The following is a 21,605-nucleotide window of genomic DNA, read 5'->3' as shown; positions in this document are numbered from 1 at the left end:
AGCAGATTGAATCAAGCGGAGAGCTTGGCCAGCACTTCTTCGGAGACTTCGAAGTTCGAGAAGACGTTCTGCACGTCGTCGTCGTCTTCGAGGCTGTCGATGAGCTTCAGCAGTGACTGGGCGCGTTCCTCGTCCACCGGCACATTGTTCTGGGCGCGCCACACGGATTTGACCGTTTCGGCTTCGCCGAGGGTCGCTTCGAGCGCCTTGGCAACTTCGCCAAGGGATTCGAAAGCGCAGGTGATATAGTGGCCTTCCTCGTCGGTCTCGACGTCGTCGGCCCCGGCTTCGATGGCCGCTTCCATCATCTTGTCGGCATCGCCTGCCGAAAGCTTGTAGGTGATCTCGCCGACATGGTCGAAGGAGAAGGACACCGAGCCGGTTTCGCCGAGTGCGCCGCCTGCTTTGGTGAAGATCGAGCGGACGTTGGAGGCGGTGCGATTGCGGTTGTCGGTGAGGGCTTCGACAATGATCGCGGTGCCGCCCGGGCCGTAGCCTTCGTAGCGCACTTCATCGTAATTTTCGCCATCGCTGCCCGCTGCCTTCTTGATGGCTCGATCGATGTTGTCCTTGGGCATCGACTGGGCCTTGGCATTCTGGATCGCCAGGCGCAGGCGCGCGTTCATCGTCGGGTCGGGCAGACCGGCCTTTGCCGCAACGGTGATTTCGCGCGCGAGCTTGGAGAACATTTTCGAACGCACGGAATCCTGGCGGCCCTTGCGATGCATGATGTTTTTAAACTGTGAATGGCCAGCCATGGCACCCCTGCTCACGTCTTATTGTCGGAATGGGGCGCCTTATAAGAGCGAAACGGGCTGTATTCAAGGGAAAAGCGGTGCATCCGCCGAGTGGCGGCCCGCGACGCCACCCTAGTTGACTGCGTATTTTTTCCGGCTCGCGAAGAAGCCATGGCCGTCGTCACGGCTGCATTGCAGGCCGGTTTGCTCGGAACTGCAGCTGAACGGCCCCGCCCGCCAGCTGTCGCCGTATTGCAGAATGTTGGTGTCGCTGCAGCAGGCACTATCGCCTTCCATTTTGAAGATGAAAGCCGCTCCGGACGCTGAAAGTACGAGACGGACATACAGCGGTTCGATGCGATCGCATCCGAGTTCTGGCCCTCCATCGTCCGGCGTATACATCGGCGTCCCGCCCTTCGGGATATAGGTGCAGCCGATGTTCCTCGAGGGGGTGACGAAGACGACCTGTCCGTTTTCATCGGGCTTGAAGGCTCGGTCGGCGGCGAGGCCGGGCAAGGCAACCGCCAGAGAGACTGCCAAGCTCAGAAAGGCTGGATTGCTCATGCACATCTCCGTTTCGCGCGTGTGTTCGAGCGTAGCATCTTGCCGGCGACTGGGGAACAAAGCCGGGAAGCTGACGTTTCAAACCACAGCCCTCGAAACGGAAGGAAGCGTCATGGCTAGTTTCAACGAAGCAAGGGAGCACCCAGCGCGTCAGCTCTGGGATCAGGTAAACGAAATCCATGCCGGAATGCTCGGCGTCGATGGCGTGGACATGCACATGCAGCCGATGGCGCCGCACGCCGATCCGAAGACTAACACCATCTGGTTCTACACAAAGTCGGATGCTGATATCGCGCAGGCCATCAAGCCGGGCATGCGGGCGCATTTTTGCGTTGTCGGCAAAGAGCACGACTATCATGCCTGCCTTGCAGGCAAGATTGAGGTTCGGCCGGAGTCATCGAAGATCGATGAATATTGGAACTCGGTCGTTGCCGCGTGGTATGAAGACGGCAAGAAGGATCCAAAATTGACGATGCTGGCCATGCATGTGGACGATGCCGAGATTTGGGTGTCCACCGGCAGCAAGCTCAAATTCGGCTGGGAAATCGCCAAGGCGAATCTTGACGACGACAAGACGCCGGATGTCGGTGTCAGGCAGCACCTGCATTTCGCGTAGGCGATCTCGCGTCTTCATCATTTGCCGGGTACGCTACTGCATGCCCTTGGAGATATAGATCAAAGGCTTTCTCGGCAGCGTTCGCATCGATACGGTGATGGTGTCCGTTGGAGCGTAGCTGATGTCGAAATCCGGGCCAAACATCGACAGGAAACTCTGCAGCGGCCTTGGTTGATGCATTGGCATGATAAGGGAAGACCGGAGCCGCTTGATGATGCGGCTCATGCTGTCGGCGCCCATCGTCAGGCCTCCGTCAACCGGCACCATGACGATGTCGAGCCGACCGATCTCGGTATAGTGCGCTTCGGTCAACTCGTAGTGCAGGTGTCCGAGGTGGCCGATACAGAGCCCTGCGACTTCGAAGATGAAGATCGAGTTGCCGTCCTTCTGCGGGGCGCCGTAGCCGCCGCGAATATCGGTCGTGACGTTGCGGATGTAGGTATCGCCGACCATCATGTCGACGTCCGCCTTTTGGTCCGGAATGTCGCTCCAGCCGTGCAGTACGTACCTTATCGCCGTATCCGGCGTAGTTGTGTAGTGCGACGTGTGGGCGCGGTTCATCGTTGCCACCATCGGCAGACGCGGCGGCGTATACCAGCCGCTGTAATCCGTTGCGATGCTGACGCCGGCTGGCGTCTCGATCAAAAAGGTCGAATGGCCGACGTAGGTGAGCGTCACCGTTTCTTCAGCGGCACCCGCCGGCACTAACGGCGGCGCACGGGAAAAGCTCGCGAACGTTGCCTTAGGGATCGCCTGTGCAACGGCCTGACATTGGCTGACGTTGCCGCGTTCCTGCTGTGCGAGTGCGGATTCCGCAGCGACGAGGAACAGCAGGCAGGCAATTGCGAAGACAAGAAAACGCGGCCTCATGCCCACTTCCTCCGTCGCTGTCACGATGCCAGCGAGGATGCGGCAAGGGGTCGCATCGGTCCAGACCAAAATCCGCCCCCGATGCTCACTTTTGTGTCATGCACGCCGGATGCCGTGCTTAGCGCCAGAACTCCGCAATGGTCTCGGAAAGCCTCGGTCCGAGGCGGAGCGGCGCGATCTTTTCGGCCAGTCCGGTTGCGTCCGAAATCTCGACGCCGACGCCGCAGATCGTCGCTGGTCCGGTTGCCGCTTCCATGCGGCCCTTGGGCATCTTGGAAATGAACCGGTTGAGGGGTTCTTCCTTGTCCATACCGAGAGACGAGTCGTAGTCGCCGCACATGCCGGCATCCGATAGATAGGCCGTGCCACCGTTCAGGATCTGGTGGTCAGCGGTCGGCACATGCGTGTGGGTGCCGACGACGAGGCTGGCGCGTCCGTCGACGAAGTGCCCGAAGCATTGCTTCTCGCTGGTGGCTTCGGCGTGGAAATCGAAGATGATCGCATCGGCCTGCTCCTTCAGCGGGCAGGCGGCGAGGATGGTTTCCGCGGACTTGAAGGGGTCATCCAACTCGGGATGCATGAAGACGCGGCCCATGATGTTGGCCACCAGAATGCGGGCTCCGTTGCGGGCGTAGAAGATTCCAGAGCCGCGGCCTGGCGTTCCCTGCGGGTAATTGGCCGGGCGCAGGAACTGGTCATGGCGACCGGCAAAGCCGACTGCTTCCTTCTGGTCCCAGACGTGGTTGCCCGTGGTCACCACGTCTGCGCCGGCATTGATGGTTTCGAGAAAGATGTCTTCGGTGATGCCGAAGCCTCCGGCGGCGTTCTCGCCGTTGACGATGACGAAGTCGAGCTTCAGGTCCGATATCAGGCCGGGAAGGCGATCCCAGACCGCCGTGCGTCCGGTCTTGCCGACCATGTCACCCAGAAAAAGCAGTCGCATTGCTATCCAATCCAAGAGGCAAAAAAGCGCAGGCCGCTTTCTGTCAGGATGGCATCCAGGCTTACGTCATGCGGCTCGTCGGGCACATGTGCCACTTCCTGGCAGTCGAATGCAATGCCGATCAGTTTCGGAATCATGCCTTTTTGCTTCAAACGGTCGATTGCGCGGTCGTAGTGACCGGCGCCGTAGCCGATGCGATGGCCTCGCGCATCGAAAGCCGACAGGGGCACGAGCAGGATTTCTGGATTCAGGATGGGGGCATCCGGCCCGGGACCCGACGTCCCGAAGCCGGTGCTGACAAGCGGAACGCCGCGGATGAGTTCGCGAAAGACAATTGTCTTGCGATCAATGATGGCTGGCACGCAAAGCCTTGCGCCACGAGCCTGGAACCGCGCCATCAGCGGACGGATGTCGGCCTCCGACCGGATCGGCAGAAACCCTGAGATAATCGTGCCAGGATCGAATGCAATCGCTTCGCCGGCATGCTCGGCCATCGCCAGGCTCATCTCGATGCGCGTGTCGGCCGAGATGGCATCACGAAGCGCCAGCCGCGCGGCGCGTAGTTCAGCTTTCAATTCTTTCGGGCTCATGGCGTCCGTCACGATGTTCAAGCGGAACCATAATGCGCCGGCGGTTCATTGCAACGGGCGAATGCAACCTTCGCCCGTCACGATGGCCCGCGATCAGACGATGATGCTGCTCGGCTCTGCGACTACCTGCGCTTCGAAAGCTGCGCCGTGGCCAGCCTCGTCGCCCTGTCCGCGCCGGGCGTTCCTGGCCCACATATCGCGCATCGCCTTGTCCATCAACTGGCGGACGTCCCGCAGGATCGATTTGAATTCCTCCATCGTCTTGCGATCATCGGGGGAGATGCCCGAGACCGACTCCCTGCCGTCCTCGACGATGGTTTGGTAGGCGTTGCGTGCGTGGGACGCGCCATCCGGTTCGTCAGCCCGGGCCGAGGAATCGCTGGAGCTGCCATCCTCGGTCGAGGCTAGTGCCGCTTCTGCGTTTGCAGCGGCGCTGGCTTCGGCCGCAGCCCCTGTGCCTGCGTCAGCGGCAACGGTGTTCGCAGATGCCGTAGCGCTGGAAGCCGTTGCAGCGACAGCCGAGGCGAATTCGGCGGCTGCGGCGCTAATCTTGTGGGCGAGTTCGGCCGCAAGCCGGGCGACGACTTCGGGTGGAAAGCCGCCGCTCTTGAGCATTTGCAACTGCTGCTTGGCTTCCTCAAGCTTGCGGGCAGCACGCTGCTTGGCGGCGTCGGAGGACGTCTTGATACTGTCGCGCAGCGCGTCGAGCGCCTTTTCGGAGCTCTGCAGTATCGTCAGCCTTGCGCCGCCGGCGCTGCCTGTCGGAGCGTTGGCGCCGCCGCTGCCCGAATATGGATTGCTCAGAATGTTCAACGCTGAAGTGGAGCCGACCAGCATACTATCCCCCGGATTGCACCGTCGGAGCCAATCTGCAACCTTATGCTTGTGTGAGCCTGTGCGGTTGCATTCCGACGGTAGCGAGGGCGTGCATGGTCTCCTCAAAAAGCGGCAGGCCGCCCGGCAGCCAGCCCAGCGCACGGATTTTTGTCGTATCCATCGGCGTCAACAGCGTCTTGTTCGCGGCATCGGGGAGCCGGTTCACACAATCACGTTCCCAGCGGATCGGCTCGAGAATATCCCAGGTATCCAGCGTGACGTCGGAAACGTTGAACGCTTCGCCGGAAATCCGGACGCTCTCAGTTTCGAGCATGAGCCTTACGGCCCGGCCGACGTCACATCCGTGTACCTCTGTTCCGGCTCGCGACAGGATCGGTCGCCCGGCGAGGTAGTCGTCGATCAGCTTGTCCCATTTGTTGGGGCGAAGGTTGCCGTAGACACCTGTCAGTCGAAGGCTCGCGGTCGCGAAACCCGGAGCGGCAAGATGGGCGAGGCTGCGCTCGGCGTCCAGCTTGATCTGGCCATAGAGTGTTTGAGGCTTCGCAGGCGTCGATTCGGTGAGGACCGTGCCCGACGGATGCTCGCCATAGGCCGCACGGCTGGATATGAACACGCAACGGCGCGTGCCGGCGCGCTTGGCTGCTTCGAAGAGCCTGACAGTGCCATCGAGATTGAGCCTCTTGAAAGTCTCGGGATCGTCGCCCTCTCCGCCGCGGTATGTTCCCGGCAGATGGTGTAAAGCCGCGTGTACGAAGAAATAGGCGTCATCGAACGCTTCGATGTGATCGCGCGACGGATCAAGAGACAGTGGCGCGAACTCCACGGGACGCGAAAAGGCACGTGGCAGCGGTGCATGGCGGCCGCCGATGATGACGGAATATCCGGCGGCCAGAAGCTCCTCGACGATGTAACGACCGACAAGCCCTGTGCCGCCAGATACCAGTACCTTCATGCTGCCTCTTCCGGATTGGCCATTGCCGATATGTCCGGCACTTCATCACCGGAATGGAATGCCTGCCAGAGGTCGATCAGCGGCCGCAATGCAGCGGCCTTCGGATGATCCGATTCCCATGGTTTTTCATACTGGTAGTGCAGGATCGAAATGCTCTTCCAGTCCCAAAGGTCCGGCATGGTGAACCATACATACTGCAGCATATTGAAATAGACCGGCAGACCGTGCCAATCGGGGAAAAACGCCTGGAGAAACGTCTGATCGGTGCGTTTCCACAAGATACCCGGCTGATCGAGCCGGTTCAGCATGCGTCGAAACGTGTCAACCGACGGCTGCGCGACGAAGACGCCGGAATTCATGCGGTGGAAATCGGCAAGCGATTCGTAGACGTTGGGAGCGGCCGAGAACTCCGGATAGAGGAACAGCTTGTCAATGCTCCGCAACACGATCGCATCGGCGTCGATGAAGACGCAACGGGTGTATTCGGTCAGTTCCCAGAGCCGCAGCTTGCAGAAATTGTCGAGTGGCGAATGGAAGTCCGGCTTGCGGCCCTTTGTGAAAGGAGCCGCGGCATGCAGGTTGCCGCGCGCGTGGCGTTCGTTGAAGGCATCCGAGAGAGGCAGATGTGCTACTTCGATCAGGCGGCAACCCAGCCTGGCGAGCGGCGCAAGGGCGGAAGAGGCCACGCCGGCTGTGTGAAGCACGACGATATCCGCCATCGTCTCCGTGCGGCGCAGCGAACGGACAAGTGCTGTCGCGCCCATCGCATAGTCGCCATTCGTCACCAGAGTTACGTAGGCATTGGGCGAGACGGCATCGATCATGACACTGACTTCAGGCGTTTGCCTTCCGGATCGCGGTTGATCGTCGCTGCGATGTCCTTCGTCCAGGCCGAGACGGCCGGAACGCGGGTGCGATCGACACGGTAGGCGAACTTTCTTGCGACATCGACGATCTCGCTCAGCAGCCCGGCCTGCAGGGTGATGGGGTCGAGACCGAGGTTGCGGAACTTCTCGTTCTTCACGATCAGTTCGTTCTCCGGTGCTTCCTTGCGTGGGTTGGGCAACCAGGCGATTTCGGAGCCGCTCATCCTGGCAATCATCTCGGCGAGATCGCGCACGCGGTGCGTCTCGGTCATCTGGTTGAAAATCTCCACTCGGGCGCCCTGGGCAGGCGGGTTCTGAAGCGCCAGTTCGATGCAGCGGACCGAATCCTGAATGTGGATGAAGGCGCGGGTCTGGCCGCCGGTGCCGTGGACCGTGAGTGGGTATCCGATTGCTGCCTGGATCAGGAAACGATTGAGCACCGTCCCATAGTCGCCGTCGTAGTCGAAGCGATTGACGAGCTGCGGATGACGACGGGTCTGTTCGGTGTGCGTACCCCAGACGATGCCCTGGTGCAGGTCTGTGATACGCATCGCGTCGTTCTTGGCGTAGAAATGAAAGAGCGTCTGATCCAGGCATTTGGTCATGTGGTAGATAGAGCCGGGATTGGAAGGGTAGAGGATTTCCTGGCTCACGGTCTGGCCGTCCGAAGTCTCGATGCCGACCGGCAGGTAGCCTTCGGGGATCGCGGCGCCGACGGTCGAGTAGCCGTAGACGCCCATCGTGCCAAGGTGAATCAGATGCGCGTCAAGCTGGAGTTCGACGAGGGCGTTGAGCAGGTTGTGGGTGGCGTTGACGTTGTTGTTGACCGTGTAGTTCTTGTGCCGGTCGCTCTTCATCGAATACGGCGCTGCGCGCTGTTCAGCGAAGTGGATGACCGCGTCCGGCCTGTTTTCTCCCAGCCACTTCTTCAGCAGCTCGTAATCCTTGGCAAGATCGATGAGATTGAAGTGGATGCGCCGGCCGGTTTCGGCGTGCCAGATGCGGGTGCGCTCCTGGATCGAGTCCATCGGCGTCAGCGACTGGACGCCGAGTTCGGTATCGATCCAGCGTCTCGACAGGTTGTCGAGAATATGGATTTCGTGTCCGGCGTCGGACAGATGCAATGATGTTGGCCAGCCTATAAATCCATCCCCGCCCATCACTGCAATCTTCATGGCGTCATCTCCTGATTGGCCGCGTCTAACGAAAATTACTTAGGAAGCGTGACAATTGTTCAATGCTTGCAAGGCGGAAAGTCTTCGGCCAAAGAGGGCGCGTGACTTTGGAGAAAATTATGACGGACAACGGTTTTTCGATCTCGGGCGAACTCACGGAAGCGGGCCACCGCCTCCTGCAGCGCGTCTACTACGAGGATACCGACTTCTCCGGTCTCGTCTATCATGCCCGCTATCTTCACTTCCTCGAGCGCGGTCGTACGGACTATCTGCGTTGTCTCGGTGTTGAGCAGCGGGAATTGATCAGCGCCGACGAGGAAGGCCTTGTCTTCGTCGTTCACCGCATGGAGATCGACTTCAAGACGCCGGCACGGATGGATGACATCCTCACCGTGCTTACCCGTACCGACAAGGCCGGCGGCGCTAAGATGGTGCTCAGCCAGGAGATCCGCCGCGGCGAGACACTGCTGATCGCCGCCAAGGTGGTCATCGCTGTCATCAACGCAAGCGGGCGGCCGCGGCGGCTGCCGGAAGCCTTGGCAAGGCAGATGCTGATTGCGTCGGACGGCGCCTGACCCGCATCGCGGCTATTTGCAAATGCTGGAATCAGACCCTTGTAAAAACATGAGTTTTATGTGAAGGAATTGCCGCGCCGCAAGATAAGCGCTGTTTTGGCAATCGACCCCAGGTTTGACCAAGTATTCCAAGGGATAATTTTCCGCAGATAGTTTTGTTGCCATGATCCGGCGCTAACGAACTATTAACCATAATAGTGTCTTACTCGGATTGTCAGAGTTTGTGCGGTGCACGCCTTCCTTTGACCAAATTTGACGGCAAGGAAAGCGGATAAGAGCTTGGAAGCTTGACCAGGGCTTAGGGCGGCGGCTGCCAGACACTTCTTGCGAGATCACTTTGTGCCGCCCGGTCAAGTGCCGGGCGTTTGGATTCGGGGATTTTGGATCAATGGAACAAGTAGGATTGGCAGCAGCAGCGACGGACGTCAGCCTCTGGTCGCTGTTCATGCAGGCAGGTCTCGTCGTCAAACTGGTCATGCTCGGGCTCATAGCAGCCTCGGTCTGGACCTGGGCGATCGTCATCGACAAGTATCTGGCATTTGGCCGCGCACGGCGCCAGTTCGACAAGTTCGAACAGGTGTTCTGGTCGGGTCAATCGCTGGAAGAGCTCTACCGCTCGCTTTCAGAGCGCAACAATACGGGCCTTGCCTCGATCTTCGTCGCCGCCATGCGCGAGTGGAAGAAGAGCTTCGAGCGCGGTGCACGGTCGCCGATCGGTCTCCAGATGCGTATCGACCGCGCCATGGACGTGACGCTCGCCCGTGAATCCGAAGGCTTTTCGGCTCGCCTCGGCTCGCTGGCGACGATCGGTTCAGCCGGTCCGTTCATCGGACTTTTCGGAACAGTCGTCGGTATCATGACCTCGTTCCAGGCCATCGCCGGTTCGAAGTCGACCAACCTCGCAGTTGTCGCGCCGGGTATCGCCGAGGCGTTGCTTGCAACGGCCATCGGTCTGGTCGCGGCTATTCCGGCGGTTATCGCCTACAACAAGTTCTCCGCTGACGCCGGCAAGCTCTCGGGTCGCATGGAAGGCTTCGCGGATGAATTCTCCGCCATCCTTTCGCGCCAGATCGATGAAAAGCTGCAGCCGCGTCAGGCCGCGCAGTAACCGACGGAAACGGAGTAGACGATATGGCTATGGGTGCTCCAAGCGGTGGCGGAGGCGGCGGTGGTAGCCGTCGTCGCCGTGGTGGCCGCAGAGGCGGAACTATCTCGGAAATCAACGTGACGCCGCTCGTCGACGTCATGCTCGTGCTACTGATCATCTTCATGGTGGCAGCACCGATGATGACCGTCGGCGTCCCGATCGATCTGCCGGAAACGCAGGCCAAGGCGCTGAATTCCGAAACGCAGCCGATCACGATCTCGGTCAAGAATGACGGAACAGCGTTCCTTCAGGAAACGCCGATTCCGGTCGAGGAAATTGCGGCGAAGCTCGAAGCGATCGCGACCACCGGCTACAATGAACGCATCTTCGTTCGCGGTGATGCGACGGCGCCTTACGGCGTAATCGCTGACGTCATGGCCCGCATACAGGGCGCAGGCTTCAAGAATATCGGCCTCGTGACCCAGCAGAAGAAGGACCAATAGCGAGCGCTATGAAGGCCAGTATCGTCACATCTGCTGCTCTGCACTGCGCATTGCTCACCTGGGCGCTGATCTCGATCGGCTCCCCCGAGCAATTCAAGGTCGAGGATTTCGAGGCGATGCCCGTCGACCTCGTGCCGGTCGAAGAAATGACGCAGATGCAGCAGGGCGATAAAACGGCCAAGCCGAGCGAAAAGCCGGCGCCGAAACCAACTGCAAAGCCGACCAATGTCGAAAACGCCGAGAACATGGGCGAGAACAAGGTCGACCTGAAGACGCCCCCGGTTCCCAACGCCAAACCGAACAACAACGAAAGCGCCGCTGCTCCCAAGGCTTCCGAAAAGCCGCTTCCCACGAATGATCCCGTACCCAATGAGGTCAAGGAGATCATGAAGGAAGAGACGGACGTGGAGCCGCAGCAGGTGGCGTCGATCACACCACCAAAGCCCGACATCACCCCGCCGACGCCTACGCCGCCGAAGGCTGAGGAAAAGCCGCAGGAGCAGGCCGAGCCGCCGAAGCCGGATGCCGAAGCCTTGCCGGACAAGGTGCCGACGCCCGTCGTCAAGCCTCAAGTGAAGCCTCCCGAGCAGAAGCCGGCGGAAAAGCCGCCTGAGAAGAAGACGGAAGACAAGGCGCAGACGGACGAAAAGCCGACCGAAAAGAAGAAGGCTGACAAGAAGCAGGAGAAGGCCAAGGCCTCCTCGTCTAAGCCGAGCGACTTCAACGCTGACGACATCGCGGCCTTGCTGAACAAGCAGGACCCGTCAAATGGCGGTGCCAAGAGCTCGACGGAAGTTGCCTCCCTCGGTGCCAAGAAGGCCACCGGCGGTTCCAAGCTCTCCATGAGCGAAATGGACGCGCTTCGCAGCGCAATTGCCGGCAACTGGTCCGTCATCCCCGGGATGGAAGGCGCAGGGGAGGTTCGCATCAAAGTCCACATGAAGCTCGATCAGGAAGGCAACATCATCGGCTCGCCGGATGTCGAGGCGGTCGGTGGCACCAACGAGGCTACCCGCATGGCCCTGGCGAGCGGTGCAAAGCGCGCGGTCATGAAGTCGTCGCCGTTCACGAATCTTCCGAAAGACAAATACGACGCCTGGGGCGAAGTCATCGTCAATTTCGACCCCAGCGATCTAGCACTTTAAAATGCTGAAAGGCTTGTCCTCTATGACCAAGTGTTCTCTCATCCGCGCCTTGATGGTCGCCGTCGGCATGATAACCACCGCCGTTATCGCCACGCCCGCGAACGCGCTTGTCGAAATCAACATCAACAAGGGCAATGTCGAGCCCCTGCCGATCGCGGTAACCGACTTCCTGCAGGGCGACATGGGCGCGCAGGTGTCGCAGGTGGTGGCGGCGGATCTTCAGCGCTCGGGCCTGTTTGCGCCGATCAACAAGAATGCCTTCATCGAGAAGATCTCCAATCCCGATGCCGCTCCGCGCTTCGAGGACTGGAAGGTGATCAACGCGCAGGCGCTTGTTACCGGCCGCGTGACAAAGGAAAGCGACGGCCGTCTTCGCGCCGAGTTCCGCCTCTGGGACACATTTGCCGGTACGCAGATGACGGGGCAGCAATTCTATACGCAGCCCGAGAATTGGCGCCGTGTCGCCCACATTATCGCCGATGCGATCTACAAGCAGATCACTGGTGAAGAAGGCTATTTCGACACCCGTGTCGTTTTCGTCTCGGAGTCCGGCACCAAGCAGGATCGCAAGCGGCAGCTCGCCATCATGGACCAGGACGGCTTCAACGTCCGCATGCTGACCAACGGCAGCGACCTCGTGCTGACTCCGCGCTTCTCGCCGAACCGGCAAGAAGTCACCTACATGTCCTTTGCCAACCAGCAGCCGCGGGTTTACCTCCTGCAGCTGGAGACCGGCCAGCGCGAAGTGGTGGGCAATTTCCCGGGCATGACGTTTTCGCCGCGGTTCTCGCCCGATGGCCAGAAGGTTGTCATGAGCCTTCAGCAGGAAGGCAATGCGAATATCTACACCATGGACCTGCGCTCGCGCACCACCACGCGGCTGACCTCGACGGCAGCGATCGATACGTCGCCGTCCTATTCGCCTGACGGTGGCCAGATCGTGTTCGAAAGCGATCGCGGCGGGCGCCAGCAGCTTTACAAGATGAATGCTGACGGTTCCGGCCAGACGCGTATATCGTTCGGCGACGGCTCCTACTCGACGCCTGTCTGGTCTCCGCGTGGCGATCTGATCGCCTTCACCAAGCAGTCGGGCGGCAAGTTCTCGATCGGCGTGATGAAGCCGGACGGTTCGGGCGAACGCATCCTGACGACCGGCTTCCACAATGAGGGCCCGACCTGGGCTCCGAACGGCCGCGTCATCATGTTCTTCCGCCAGGCGGCGGGGGCGGGTGGTCCGCAGCTCTACTCAATCGACCTGACAGGCTACAACGAGCAGATGATCAAGACCCCGACCTACGGTTCGGACCCAGCCTGGTCACCGCTGCTCGAGTAGTAAAGGCTGGGGATGTGCCTTGTTGTCGCCGCAAAAATCTTTGAACTGGGCGGCAAAGGGACAAATCAACCATTCGTTAACCATGATTCTTGAGCGCCGATTAACCTAGTAAGGTTACAGTCCGGCAACCCTAATCAAGTCGCAAGGAGACCGGCCATGAGCCGAATTCACACCCCGGCAATGAGCCGCATGCAGGATTTCGCCCGTAACCCCGTCATGATCGCGCTCGTTGCCGGTCTCGCTCTGGCAAGCTGCGCCAAGAAGCCGGTCAACAGTGCCGGCGACCTCGGCCTTGGTGCCGGCGCCGCAACGCCGGGCTCAGCACAGGACTTCACGGTCAACGTCGGCGACCGCATCTTCTTCGACACCGATTCAACCTCCATCCGCGCGGATGCTTCCCAGACGCTCGACCGTCAGGCTCAGTGGCTTGCCCGGTATCCGAAGTACGCAATCACTGTCGAAGGTCATGCCGACGAACGCGGCACCCGCGAGTACAACCTGGCGCTCGGTGCCCGTCGCGCGTCTGCCGCCAAGGACTACCTTGCCTCGCGCGGCGTGCCGGCTCAGCGCATGAGGACGATCTCCTACGGCAAGGAGCGCCCGGTCGCCGTCTGCGACGATATTTCCTGCTGGTCGCAGAACCGTCGCGCCGTTACCGTTCTCGGCGGCGCCGGCATGTAACGCAGCACCGACGCTACGGCGGCTTTTACGCGTGCGGACACGCGGCGCCGTAGTTCCGGAAATACATTACGATTTGGAAAGGCGACCCCATCGCGGGTCGCCTTTTCTTTTTGAACACACTTTGGCCAGACTCCGTTGCTTTTTGAAAGCAATTGGAAAAATCTCCTGTTCGTGCCATCGAGGCGCGAAGAATCACTGAGACAGGACGAACCATATGAAGAAACTTGTCGTGGCAGGTATGATCTGCCTCGCAGCCGTGACCGGGGCGGGCCAATCGGCGAATGCGACGTCGCTGTTTGGTTGGCAGGTCGGCGGTCGGGATGTCGAGCGTCAGCAGAGTGCGCCGATTGTCAACGTACAGGCTGCAGGCGGTGCGGAAGTCCGCGTTCAGCAGCTCGAAGAGCAGCTTCGTCAATTGAACGGGCGCATCGAGGAGATGAGTTTCCAACTGTTGCAAATGCAGGAAACGATACGCAAGGCGCAGGAAGACAACGAATTCCGCTTTCAGGAGCTGGAAAAAGCCGGGGGCAGCAGTGCTAGTACCGGCAAGCCGATGAAAAAGAGCGAAGCCGATATCCCGCCCTCCAGCCAGACGGCCCAGCGCGGCGATGATGTCGCGCGCACGATCGAGGCAACACGGGGAGCCGAAACGGCTCCCTCCACGGATGTTCCGGAGAACAGCGGTCTCGGCCAGCCCCCGAAGCAACTTGGCTCGATCGAGTTCGACCAGGGTGGCAACACCGTCGGTGGTTCGGTAAATCAGGGCGCGGAGGTTGGTTCAGGCCCGCTCCCCGGCGTCGATGCGGCAAAGTCCTCGCAAACCGCTTCGCTCGGTAGCGAGGCGGATCAGTACAAGGCCGCCTATGGCCATGTGCTTTCCGGCGACTATTCGACGGCCGAACGGGAATTCACCCAGTACATCGCCCAGTACCCGGCAAGCGCTCGCGCTGCCGATGCCAATTTCTGGCTGGGCGAAGCGCTCTATTCACAGGGCAAGTACAACGACGCGGCAAAGACATTCCTGAACGCGCACCAGAAATACGGCAGCTCCGAAAAGGCGCCGGAAATGCTTCTTAAGCTTGGCATGTCTCTGGCCGCGCTCGACAACACTGAAACGGCCTGCGCGACACTCAAGGAAGTGTCGAAGCGCTATCCAAAGGCTTCTCGGGCCGTCATAACCAAGGTCGGCAGCGAACAGAAGCGTCTCGCCTGCTAAGGCCCCGCGGTTTTGCGCCCCGACTGTATTCTAGCTCCTGAAACTGCAATCCACCGTTTTATCGACTCGCTGAAACAGCCATCGCGCGTGCTGGTCGCTATTTCAGGCGGCAGCGATTCAACCGGCCTGCTTTTGGCTCTTGCCAAGGCGCTGAAGATCGCGCCCAATTCCAACATCGCTCTTTGTGCCGCCACAGTGGACCATGCGCTTCGCGATCAATCCGCGGATGAAGCGCGTCAGGTCGCCGCTCTCTGCCACTCGCTCGGTGTGCCTCACGTCACGAAGGTCTGGCTTGGAGACAAGCCAAAAGCCGGTCTCATGGCGGCTGCGCGCGAGGCTCGATACGCTTTGCTCGCCGAGGCCGCCGACAATTTTCATGCCGACCTCGCGGTTACGGCACACACACTCGACGATCAACGCGAGACCCTGGCCATGCGCAGCGAGCGCTCGGAACGGGAAACAACCGGAATTGCCGACCTTGTCCTGTTCGATCGCCGGTTGTGGATCGCACGACCGTTTCTTTCATGTCTGCGCGAGGACATTCGTGGAGACTTGCGGGCTCAGGGTGTTGGCTGGATCGATGATCCAAGCAACGCGGATCCAGGGTACGAGCGGGTGCGCATGCGAATGCGGCTTTCGGAGACGGCGGCAATTCCGACGACAAGACAGGCTGCCGACGAGCGGCTCAGGCTTTCCGAGCAAGCGGGTAAATGGCTAGCGGATCATTTTATCCTCCATGAACAGGGGCTTGGGTACGTATCGAAAGCCGGGCTGGCAAGTGACAAACTGCTCTTGGAGTACGCTCTTTCTCGCCTCGCGGCCGTTTTTGGCGGTCAGCCTTTCGCGTTGGGGCGTGCGCAGACGGAGAAACTGCTTGCCTTCGTTGCGAAGGGTGCGCCGGGGCGCATGACGGCTGGCAGGGTGGTGTTTGATCTGCGTCGCGAAGGCCTTTTCCTTGCCCGTGAAAGTCGCGATGTCATGTTACTTGCGCTTGCCGCGGGAGAGCGCGGCATCTGGGACGGGCGCTTTATCGTTCAAAATGCTGAAAATGCTTCCGTTCTTGTCGGACCCACAGGGCGTGCGGGGAGCAAGGCGGGGACATCGTTGCCGAAGGCGGCTTCCCGGCGCGCATGGGCGGCTTCGCCGTGTCTGTTCGACCCTGCCGGAGAGCCATTACCCAGCAACGATATCGGCAAAGTCCGGCTGACGCCCTATTTTGCGCCGTTCGACCGTTTTTTGACACGATTTGACGTCATTTTCGCGGACAGCCTTGCGGACGCATTTGGAGCGCGCCTCTATCCAAAACCGCCTTTAGGTCTTATTGACGGAAAAACCATCTAACGGACCGGTTTGCCTTGGCATTCGCCATACGCACTCCTATGTTAGAAGCCAAATAAGACGGTCGCCATGAGGCGCTCGTTCCAGTGCTGGGGAGTTCGATGAACCCTAATTTACGAAATTTCGCCTTGTGGGCAATCATAGCGCTGCTGCTGATTGCCCTCTTCAGTATGTTCCAGACGTCGCCGGCGCAGACCAGCTCCCGCGAAATCCCTTATTCGCAATTCCTGCGTGAAGTGGATGCGGGCCGCGTCAAGGAAGTCGTCGTCACGGGTAACCGCGTCTCCGGCAGCTATATTGAAAACGGCACTACATTCCAGACCTATACGCCCGTTGTTGATGACAATCTGCTCGATCGGCTGCAAAGCAAGAATGTTCTGGTTTCCGCTCGTCCCGAAACCGATGGTTCTTCGGGCTTCCTGAGCTATGTCGGTACACTGCTGCCCATGCTGCTTATTCTCGGCGTGTGGTTGTTCTTCATGCGGCAGATGCAAGGCGGTTCGCGCGGCGCGATGGGCTTTGGCAAGTCCAAGGCCAAGCTTCTGACGGAAGCGCATGGCCGTGTGACCTTCGACGACGTCGCGGGTGTCGATGAGGCAAAGCAGGACCTCGAGGAAATCGTCGAATTCCTGCGTGATCCGCAGAAGTTCCAGCGTCTTGGTGGCAAGATTCCGCGCGGCGTTCTGCTGGTTGGCCCTCCGGGTACCGGCAAGACGCTGCTCGCCCGCTCGGTTGCCGGTGAAGCCAACGTGCCGTTCTTCACGATCTCGGGTTCCGACTTCGTGGAGATGTTCGTCGGCGTCGGCGCGAGCCGTGTCCGCGACATGTTCGAGCAGGCCAAGAAGAATGCGCCTTGCATCATCTTCATCGACGAAATCGACGCCGTCGGCCGCCATCGTGGTGCCGGTCTCGGCGGTGGTAACGACGAACGCGAACAGACGCTGAACCAGCTGCTGGTCGAGATGGATGGCTTCGAAGCCAACGAAGGTATCATCCTGATCGCGGCGACCAACCGTCCCGACGTGCTCGATCCGGCGCTGTTGCGTCCGGGCCGTTTCGATCGCCAGGTTGTCGTTCCGAATCCCGACATCGTCGGCCGCGAGCGCATCCTCAAGGTGCACGCCCGCAACGTTCCTTTGGCGCCGAATGTCGATCTCAAGGTTCTGGCTCGCGGCACGCCGGGTTTCTCGGGTGCGGATTTGATGAACCTCGTCAACGAGTCTGCCCTGATGGCCGCACGTCGCAACAAGCGCGTCGTCACCATGCAGGAATTCGAAGACGCCAAGGACAAGATCATGATGGGTGCCGAGCGTCGCTCGTCCGCCATGACCGAAGCCGAAAAGAAGCTGACCGCCTATCACGAAGCCGGTCACGCCATCACCGCGCTGAAAGTGCCTGTCGCAGATCCCCTGCACAAGGCAACGATCATTCCGCGCGGTCGTGCGCTGGGCATGGTCATGCAGTTGCCGGAAGGCGACCGCTATTCGATGAGCTACAAGTGGATGGTGTCGCGCCTGGTCATCATGATGGGTGGTCGCGTTGCCGAAGAACTGACGTTCGGCAAGGAAAACATCACCTCCGGCGCATCGTCCGATATCGAGCAGGCCACCAAGCTTGCCCGTGCAATGGTGACGCAGTGGGGCTTCTCTGACAAGCTCGGCCAAGTTTCCTATGGTGAAAACCAGCAGGAAGTGTTCCTCGGCCACTCGGTTTCGCAGTCGAAAAATGTGTCCGAAGCAACGGCCATGACCATCGACTCGGAAGTCCGCAAGCTGATCGACGAGGCCTATACGGAAGCGCGTCGCATCCTGACCGATGACCACGATGCGTTCGTGGCGATCGCCGAAGGGTTGCTCGAGTATGAGACGCTAACGGGCGAAGAGATCAAGGCGTTGATTCGCGGCGAGAAGCCTTCGCGCGATCTCGGCGACGATACTCCTCCGAGCCGCGGTTCGGCTGTACCGAAGACCGGTACACGTCCTGCGTCCAAGGGTGACGAGGCGGAAGGTGGTCTCGAGCCTCAGCCGCATTGATTTTACTTTGAAAATGACAGAGAGGCCGGATCCCGTTCAGGATCCGGCCTTTTGCGTCGGTAACGCGATATAATCGGTCTTCTTGCTAATTTACGTGATGATTTCGGCGATTTATGCCATTCCGGTGACATGATCAGGCCTCGATAACGCGTTTTGTAGCGATATCATGCATAGGGCGCGTTAATCCGCCGATAGAGGGCTGCAGCCGGGTCGGGTGCGCCGAAAGCACAGGGGTGCATATGAAAAGACGCTATTTCGGGACGGACGGTATTCGCGGTCAGTCAAACGTATTCCCGATGACACCAGATCTCGCGATGAGAGTGGGCATCGCAGTCGGAACTATTTTCCGCCGAGGCAGTCACCGTCACCGGGTCGTCATAGGCAAAGATACCCGCCTTTCGGGATATATGCTGGAAAATGCAATGGTGGCGGGTTTTACCGCCGCCGGCATCGATGCGTTCGTTCTCGGTCCTATCCCGACGCCTGCCGTCGCAATGCTGACGCGCTCGCTCCGAGCCGATATCGGCGTGATGATCTCGGCATCGCACAATCCCTATGAGGACAATGGCATCAAGCTTTTCGGCCCTGATGGCTACAAGCTTTCCGACGATCTCGAGGGGCAGATCGAAGACCTCTTGGAAAGGGACCTGTCGACGCAACTCGCGCGGTCCGACGATATCGGCAGGGCAAAGCGTGTCGATGGTGTCCATGACCGTTATATCGAGCACGCCAAGCGTACGCTTCCGCGCGACGTCACGTTGCAGGGCCTGCGGATCGCGATCGACTGCGCCAATGGTGCTGCTTACAAGGTTGCGCCTGCGGTGCTCTGGGAGCTGGGCGCCGATGTCGTCACCATCGGCAACGAGCCGAACGGCACCAATATCAATCTCAACTGCGGCTCCACCAGCCCGGTTGCGCTTCAGAAGAAAGTCGACGAAGTGCGCGCCGACATCGGTATCGCGCTCGATGGTGACGCGGATCGCGTCATCATCGTCGACGAGAACGGGGCGGTCGTCGATGGCGACCAGTTGATGGCTGTCATCGCCGAGAGCTATGCCGACAGCCAGCAGCTGCGCGGCGGAGGCATCGTCGCGACCGTGATGTCAAACCTCGGCCTCGAACGTTTCCTGGAAGACAAGGGTCTCGGTCTCGTGCGCACGATGGTGGGGGACCGCTACGTGGTCGAGCACATGCGCCAGAACAACTACAACGTCGGCGGCGAGCAATCCGGCCATATCGTACTCTCCGACTACGGCACGACCGGTGACGGGCTTGTGGCGGCTCTGCAAATCCTTGCTGCCGTCAAGCGTAACGGCAAGACCGTCAGCGAGATCTGCCGACGGTTCGAGCCCGTACCGCAGCTGCTGCGCAACGTGCGCATCTCCAGCGGCAAGCCGCTTGAGGATATCCGGGTGCGAAATGCGATCGCCGATGCCGAAGCCGAGCTTGCCAAGAACGGCCGCCTCGTCATCCGTCCGTCTGGCACGGAACCTCTGATCCGCGTCATGGCTGAGGGCGACGATCGGGCCCAGATCGAACGGATCGTCAATGATCTGGTCGGGATAATCGGTGGAGCGCGAGACGCGGCCTGAAGTCACCTCATGCTTTTTTCGACGCCCGCGTCTCGGATTGCGGGCGTCCGTCCTCGTAAGTTCATGATAAATATCCTGTAAATTTAATCGGACATTAACCCTAGTTTGTAAGACTCCAAGATGAATAGGCCGGACGCGATTGAATGGCGCGTTCCGGTTTTGGTTGTTCTTGGAGAGTATAATGAAGAGATTTTTGATTGCCGCGGCGGCGGCGCTGATAGGTGGTGCCCCGGCTTTCGCGGCGGATCTCTATGTCGATCCAGCGCCTATGCCAACTCCAGCGTTCGGCGGATGGTACTTACGCGGCGACATCGGCATGACCAACCAGCGTCTTGGCGGGATGCAGCATGAATTGTTTGACGACGTGGAGTTTCGCGAGTTTGTCGATGACGGCAGTTTTGACAGCGGTCCGCTCGGCTCGGTGGGTGTCGGCTACCAATTCAACCAATGGCTGCGTGCCGATGCGATCGTCCAGTATCGCGGCAAGACGGATTTCTCCGCGCTTGATCGCTACGGACACACCGATGCAACGGGCACGGCTGTCTGGGATGCAACCAACGACTATGACGCTGCCAAATCGGAATGGCTGCTGATGGCCAACGCCTATGTCGATCTTGGTACTTGGGCTGGCATTACCCCCTACGTTGGTGCCGGTGTCGGTGCCTCGCGCAACACGATCTCCCGTTTCAGGGACGTCAACGTCCCGACCCTGGGTGTCGCATACGGTGACAGCGACTCCACTTGGAACTTCGCCTGGGCGTTGCATGCCGGCTTGGGCTACCAAGTGACAGATCGTCTCGCCGTCGACTTTGGTTACAGCTACGTTGATCTTGGTGACGCGAAAACCGGCCGGCTGAACTCCTATGACAACACGGTGGATACCGGCCCTATGCACTTCAACAATATTACATCGCACGATTTCAAACTTGGCCTGCGCTACTCGCTGCAATAGCCAAATACGTTCATCGTTGCATGAGCTTCCAAGTTCAAGGCTGCCGTTTCGGCAGCCTTTTTCATTTGGTTGAGCGTGATCGAGGTTAACGAGCATGGTTAACCATGCGTTAGCATCTCGCTGGAATAATACCCGTAAAGTCAGCCATGCGGGCACCGCGTCGCCCGGTCGGGAATTGCCATGAAATCGTCCACCGTAATTCTCGCCGCTGCGACGAGCCTTGCCTTGTTTGGCGGTGCGGCGATGGCGGAGGAGCGACCGATTACCGAGGCACCCGAGGTTACCATTTCAGGCGACTCATCAGCGACGGGTTGGTACCTTCGCGGTGATCTTGGCTACGCGCCGGGGACGGGCAACGAAACGCCGACATACCTCTTCAATGAGGCGGGCGGCGCCGCAAGCGGTGGCGAATTTGACCCGGCGCGCTTCTCCAAACCGTTTTCCGGCGGGGCTGGCGTCGGCTATCAATTCACGGACATCTGGCGCGCCGATCTTACGGCGGATTTTTTCAAAAGTGATTTCACTGGCACAGCTCGCACCGATTTGCCTTGTGCCGCATCCGCTGCTGCCGGGACCGGCTGCACCTCGGGTGCGCGCGCCGATCTTCGTGCCTATGGCATCATGGCGAACGGCTATGCCGACCTCGCGACGATTGCCGGTTTGACCCCGTATGTCGGCGCTGGCATTGGGGTATCCAACGTCAGATGGGGGAACGTGCGTTCGCAACCCGAGTGTGTTGACGGCGCTTCGACCTGCTCTGGCGCCACATTCTCACAGCAGAACTTCAACGGCGAGAGTAGCTGGCGCTTCACTTACGCGCTGATGGCGGGCCTCAGCTATGAAGTCACGGACAATCTCAAGATCGATTTCGGCTATCGCTTTTCCGATATTGCCGGCGGCAGGATGTTTTCAGGCTCTCCCGGGACAAGCGGTCGCGACGACGGATTGACCCGTCACGAAATCCGCATCGGCTTGCGTATCGGTGGCTGGTAGGGTGGTT

General features: G+C 59.9%; 22 protein-coding genes. 13 read left to right on the top strand and 9 right to left on the bottom strand.

Annotated elements, in window-relative coordinates:
- Positions 1-11 precede the first annotated feature (11 nt).
- A complete protein-coding gene (locus ASC90_RS21655) occupies positions 12-758 on the bottom strand; it encodes a YebC/PmpR family DNA-binding transcriptional regulator (RefSeq protein ID WP_056545150.1) in 747 nt (248 codons plus the stop codon).
- A 111-nt stretch (positions 759-869) separates the two neighbouring features.
- Positions 870-1,301 carry a hypothetical protein gene (locus tag ASC90_RS21650; RefSeq protein ID WP_056545149.1) on the bottom strand — a complete coding sequence of 144 codons (432 nt, stop codon included), beginning with the start codon at positions 1,299-1,301 and terminating at the stop codon, positions 870-872.
- 112 nt (positions 1,302-1,413) lie between these two features.
- Here ASC90_RS21650 and ASC90_RS21645 point away from each other — a divergent pair, with 112 nt between their 5' ends.
- Positions 1,414-1,917, top strand: coding sequence for a pyridoxamine 5'-phosphate oxidase family protein (locus ASC90_RS21645; RefSeq protein ID WP_056545147.1), 504 nt, complete (start codon positions 1,414-1,416; stop codon positions 1,915-1,917).
- A gap of 33 nt (positions 1,918-1,950) precedes the next feature.
- Here ASC90_RS21645 and ASC90_RS21640 read toward each other — a convergent pair whose 3' ends face one another.
- From ASC90_RS21640 to ASC90_RS21610, 7 genes are all read right to left on the bottom strand, one after another.
- Entirely contained in the window at positions 1,951-2,787 is an 837-nt protein-coding gene (locus ASC90_RS21640) for an MBL fold metallo-hydrolase (protein ID WP_056545145.1), read from the bottom strand.
- 118 nt (positions 2,788-2,905) lie between these two features.
- Complete coding sequence (locus ASC90_RS21635) at positions 2,906-3,730, bottom strand: TIGR00282 family metallophosphoesterase (protein ID WP_056545142.1); 825 nt, start codon at positions 3,728-3,730, stop codon at positions 2,906-2,908.
- Between the two features lie 2 nt (positions 3,731-3,732).
- The gene (locus ASC90_RS21630) at positions 3,733-4,320 is read right to left on the bottom strand and encodes a 5-formyltetrahydrofolate cyclo-ligase (protein ID WP_056545755.1); all 588 of its coding nucleotides are present in this window, start codon (positions 4,318-4,320) and stop codon (positions 3,733-3,735) included.
- A 93-nt stretch (positions 4,321-4,413) separates the two neighbouring features.
- Positions 4,414-5,157: a hypothetical protein gene (locus ASC90_RS21625; protein WP_056545140.1), complete on the bottom strand. Its 744-nt coding sequence runs from the start codon at positions 5,155-5,157 to the stop codon at positions 4,414-4,416.
- Between the two features lie 40 nt (positions 5,158-5,197).
- Complete coding sequence (locus tag ASC90_RS21620; protein ID WP_056545139.1) at positions 5,198-6,109, bottom strand: NAD(P)-dependent oxidoreductase; 912 nt, start codon at positions 6,107-6,109, stop codon at positions 5,198-5,200.
- On the bottom strand, positions 6,106-6,933 hold the full coding sequence (locus ASC90_RS21615; RefSeq protein ID WP_156393080.1) for a glycosyltransferase: 828 nt from the start codon (positions 6,931-6,933) through the stop codon (positions 6,106-6,108). Before ASC90_RS21615 ends, ASC90_RS21620 begins: the two co-directional genes overlap by 4 nt.
- Entirely contained in the window at positions 6,930-8,150 is a 1,221-nt protein-coding gene (locus tag ASC90_RS21610; RefSeq protein WP_056545137.1) for an NAD-dependent epimerase/dehydratase family protein, read from the bottom strand. The genes ASC90_RS21615 and ASC90_RS21610 overlap by 4 nt, the downstream gene beginning before the upstream one ends.
- Before the next feature lie 119 nt (positions 8,151-8,269).
- Here ASC90_RS21610 and ybgC point away from each other — a divergent pair, with 119 nt between their 5' ends.
- The 12 genes from ybgC (at position 8,270) to ASC90_RS21550 (ending at position 21,598) form a co-directional block, all read left to right on the top strand.
- Entirely contained in the window at positions 8,270-8,725 is a 456-nt protein-coding gene (ybgC, locus tag ASC90_RS21605) for a tol-pal system-associated acyl-CoA thioesterase (protein ID WP_056545135.1), read from the top strand.
- 388 nt (positions 8,726-9,113) lie between these two features.
- On the top strand, positions 9,114-9,833 hold the full coding sequence (gene tolQ, locus ASC90_RS21600; protein WP_056545133.1) for a protein TolQ: 720 nt from the start codon (positions 9,114-9,116) through the stop codon (positions 9,831-9,833).
- 29 nt (positions 9,834-9,862) lie between these two features.
- Positions 9,863-10,315, top strand: coding sequence for a protein TolR (tolR, locus tag ASC90_RS21595; RefSeq protein ID WP_056545131.1), 453 nt, complete (start codon positions 9,863-9,865; stop codon positions 10,313-10,315).
- Positions 10,316-10,323: 8 nt separating this feature from the next.
- Positions 10,324-11,460: a hypothetical protein gene (locus ASC90_RS21590; protein WP_056545130.1), complete on the top strand. Its 1,137-nt coding sequence runs from the start codon at positions 10,324-10,326 to the stop codon at positions 11,458-11,460.
- 22 nt (positions 11,461-11,482) lie between these two features.
- Positions 11,483-12,793 carry a Tol-Pal system beta propeller repeat protein TolB gene (tolB, locus tag ASC90_RS21585; RefSeq protein WP_056545128.1) on the top strand — a complete coding sequence of 437 codons (1,311 nt, stop codon included), beginning with the start codon at positions 11,483-11,485 and terminating at the stop codon, positions 12,791-12,793.
- A gap of 156 nt (positions 12,794-12,949) precedes the next feature.
- A complete protein-coding gene (gene pal, locus ASC90_RS21580) occupies positions 12,950-13,474 on the top strand; it encodes a peptidoglycan-associated lipoprotein Pal (RefSeq protein WP_056545126.1) in 525 nt (174 codons plus the stop codon).
- Between the two features lie 214 nt (positions 13,475-13,688).
- Positions 13,689-14,690: a tol-pal system protein YbgF gene (gene ybgF / locus ASC90_RS21575; protein WP_056545122.1), complete on the top strand. Its 1,002-nt coding sequence runs from the start codon at positions 13,689-13,691 to the stop codon at positions 14,688-14,690.
- 12 nt (positions 14,691-14,702) lie between these two features.
- Entirely contained in the window at positions 14,703-16,031 is a 1,329-nt protein-coding gene (gene tilS / locus ASC90_RS21570) for a tRNA lysidine(34) synthetase TilS (protein ID WP_056545120.1), read from the top strand.
- 98 nt (positions 16,032-16,129) lie between these two features.
- On the top strand, positions 16,130-18,061 hold the full coding sequence (gene ftsH, locus ASC90_RS21565; protein WP_056545118.1) for an ATP-dependent zinc metalloprotease FtsH: 1,932 nt from the start codon (positions 16,130-16,132) through the stop codon (positions 18,059-18,061).
- Positions 18,062-18,300: 239 nt separating this feature from the next.
- Positions 18,301-19,653 (top strand): phosphoglucosamine mutase, encoded by a 1,353-nt coding sequence (gene glmM, locus ASC90_RS21560; RefSeq protein WP_056545116.1) that lies wholly within the window; start codon positions 18,301-18,303, stop codon positions 19,651-19,653.
- Positions 19,654-19,834: 181 nt separating this feature from the next.
- On the top strand, positions 19,835-20,605 hold the full coding sequence (locus tag ASC90_RS21555) for an outer membrane protein (protein ID WP_056545114.1): 771 nt from the start codon (positions 19,835-19,837) through the stop codon (positions 20,603-20,605).
- A 180-nt stretch (positions 20,606-20,785) separates the two neighbouring features.
- A complete protein-coding gene (locus ASC90_RS21550) occupies positions 20,786-21,598 on the top strand; it encodes an outer membrane protein (protein ID WP_056545112.1) in 813 nt (270 codons plus the stop codon).
- Positions 21,599-21,605 lie beyond the last annotated feature (7 nt).

Source organism: Rhizobium sp. Root1220, assembly GCF_001426265.1.
GTDB lineage: Bacteria > Pseudomonadota > Alphaproteobacteria > Rhizobiales > Rhizobiaceae > Rhizobium.
Note: the sequence above shows the minus strand (reverse complement) of the source record. Positions and strands in the feature narration are given on the sequence as shown.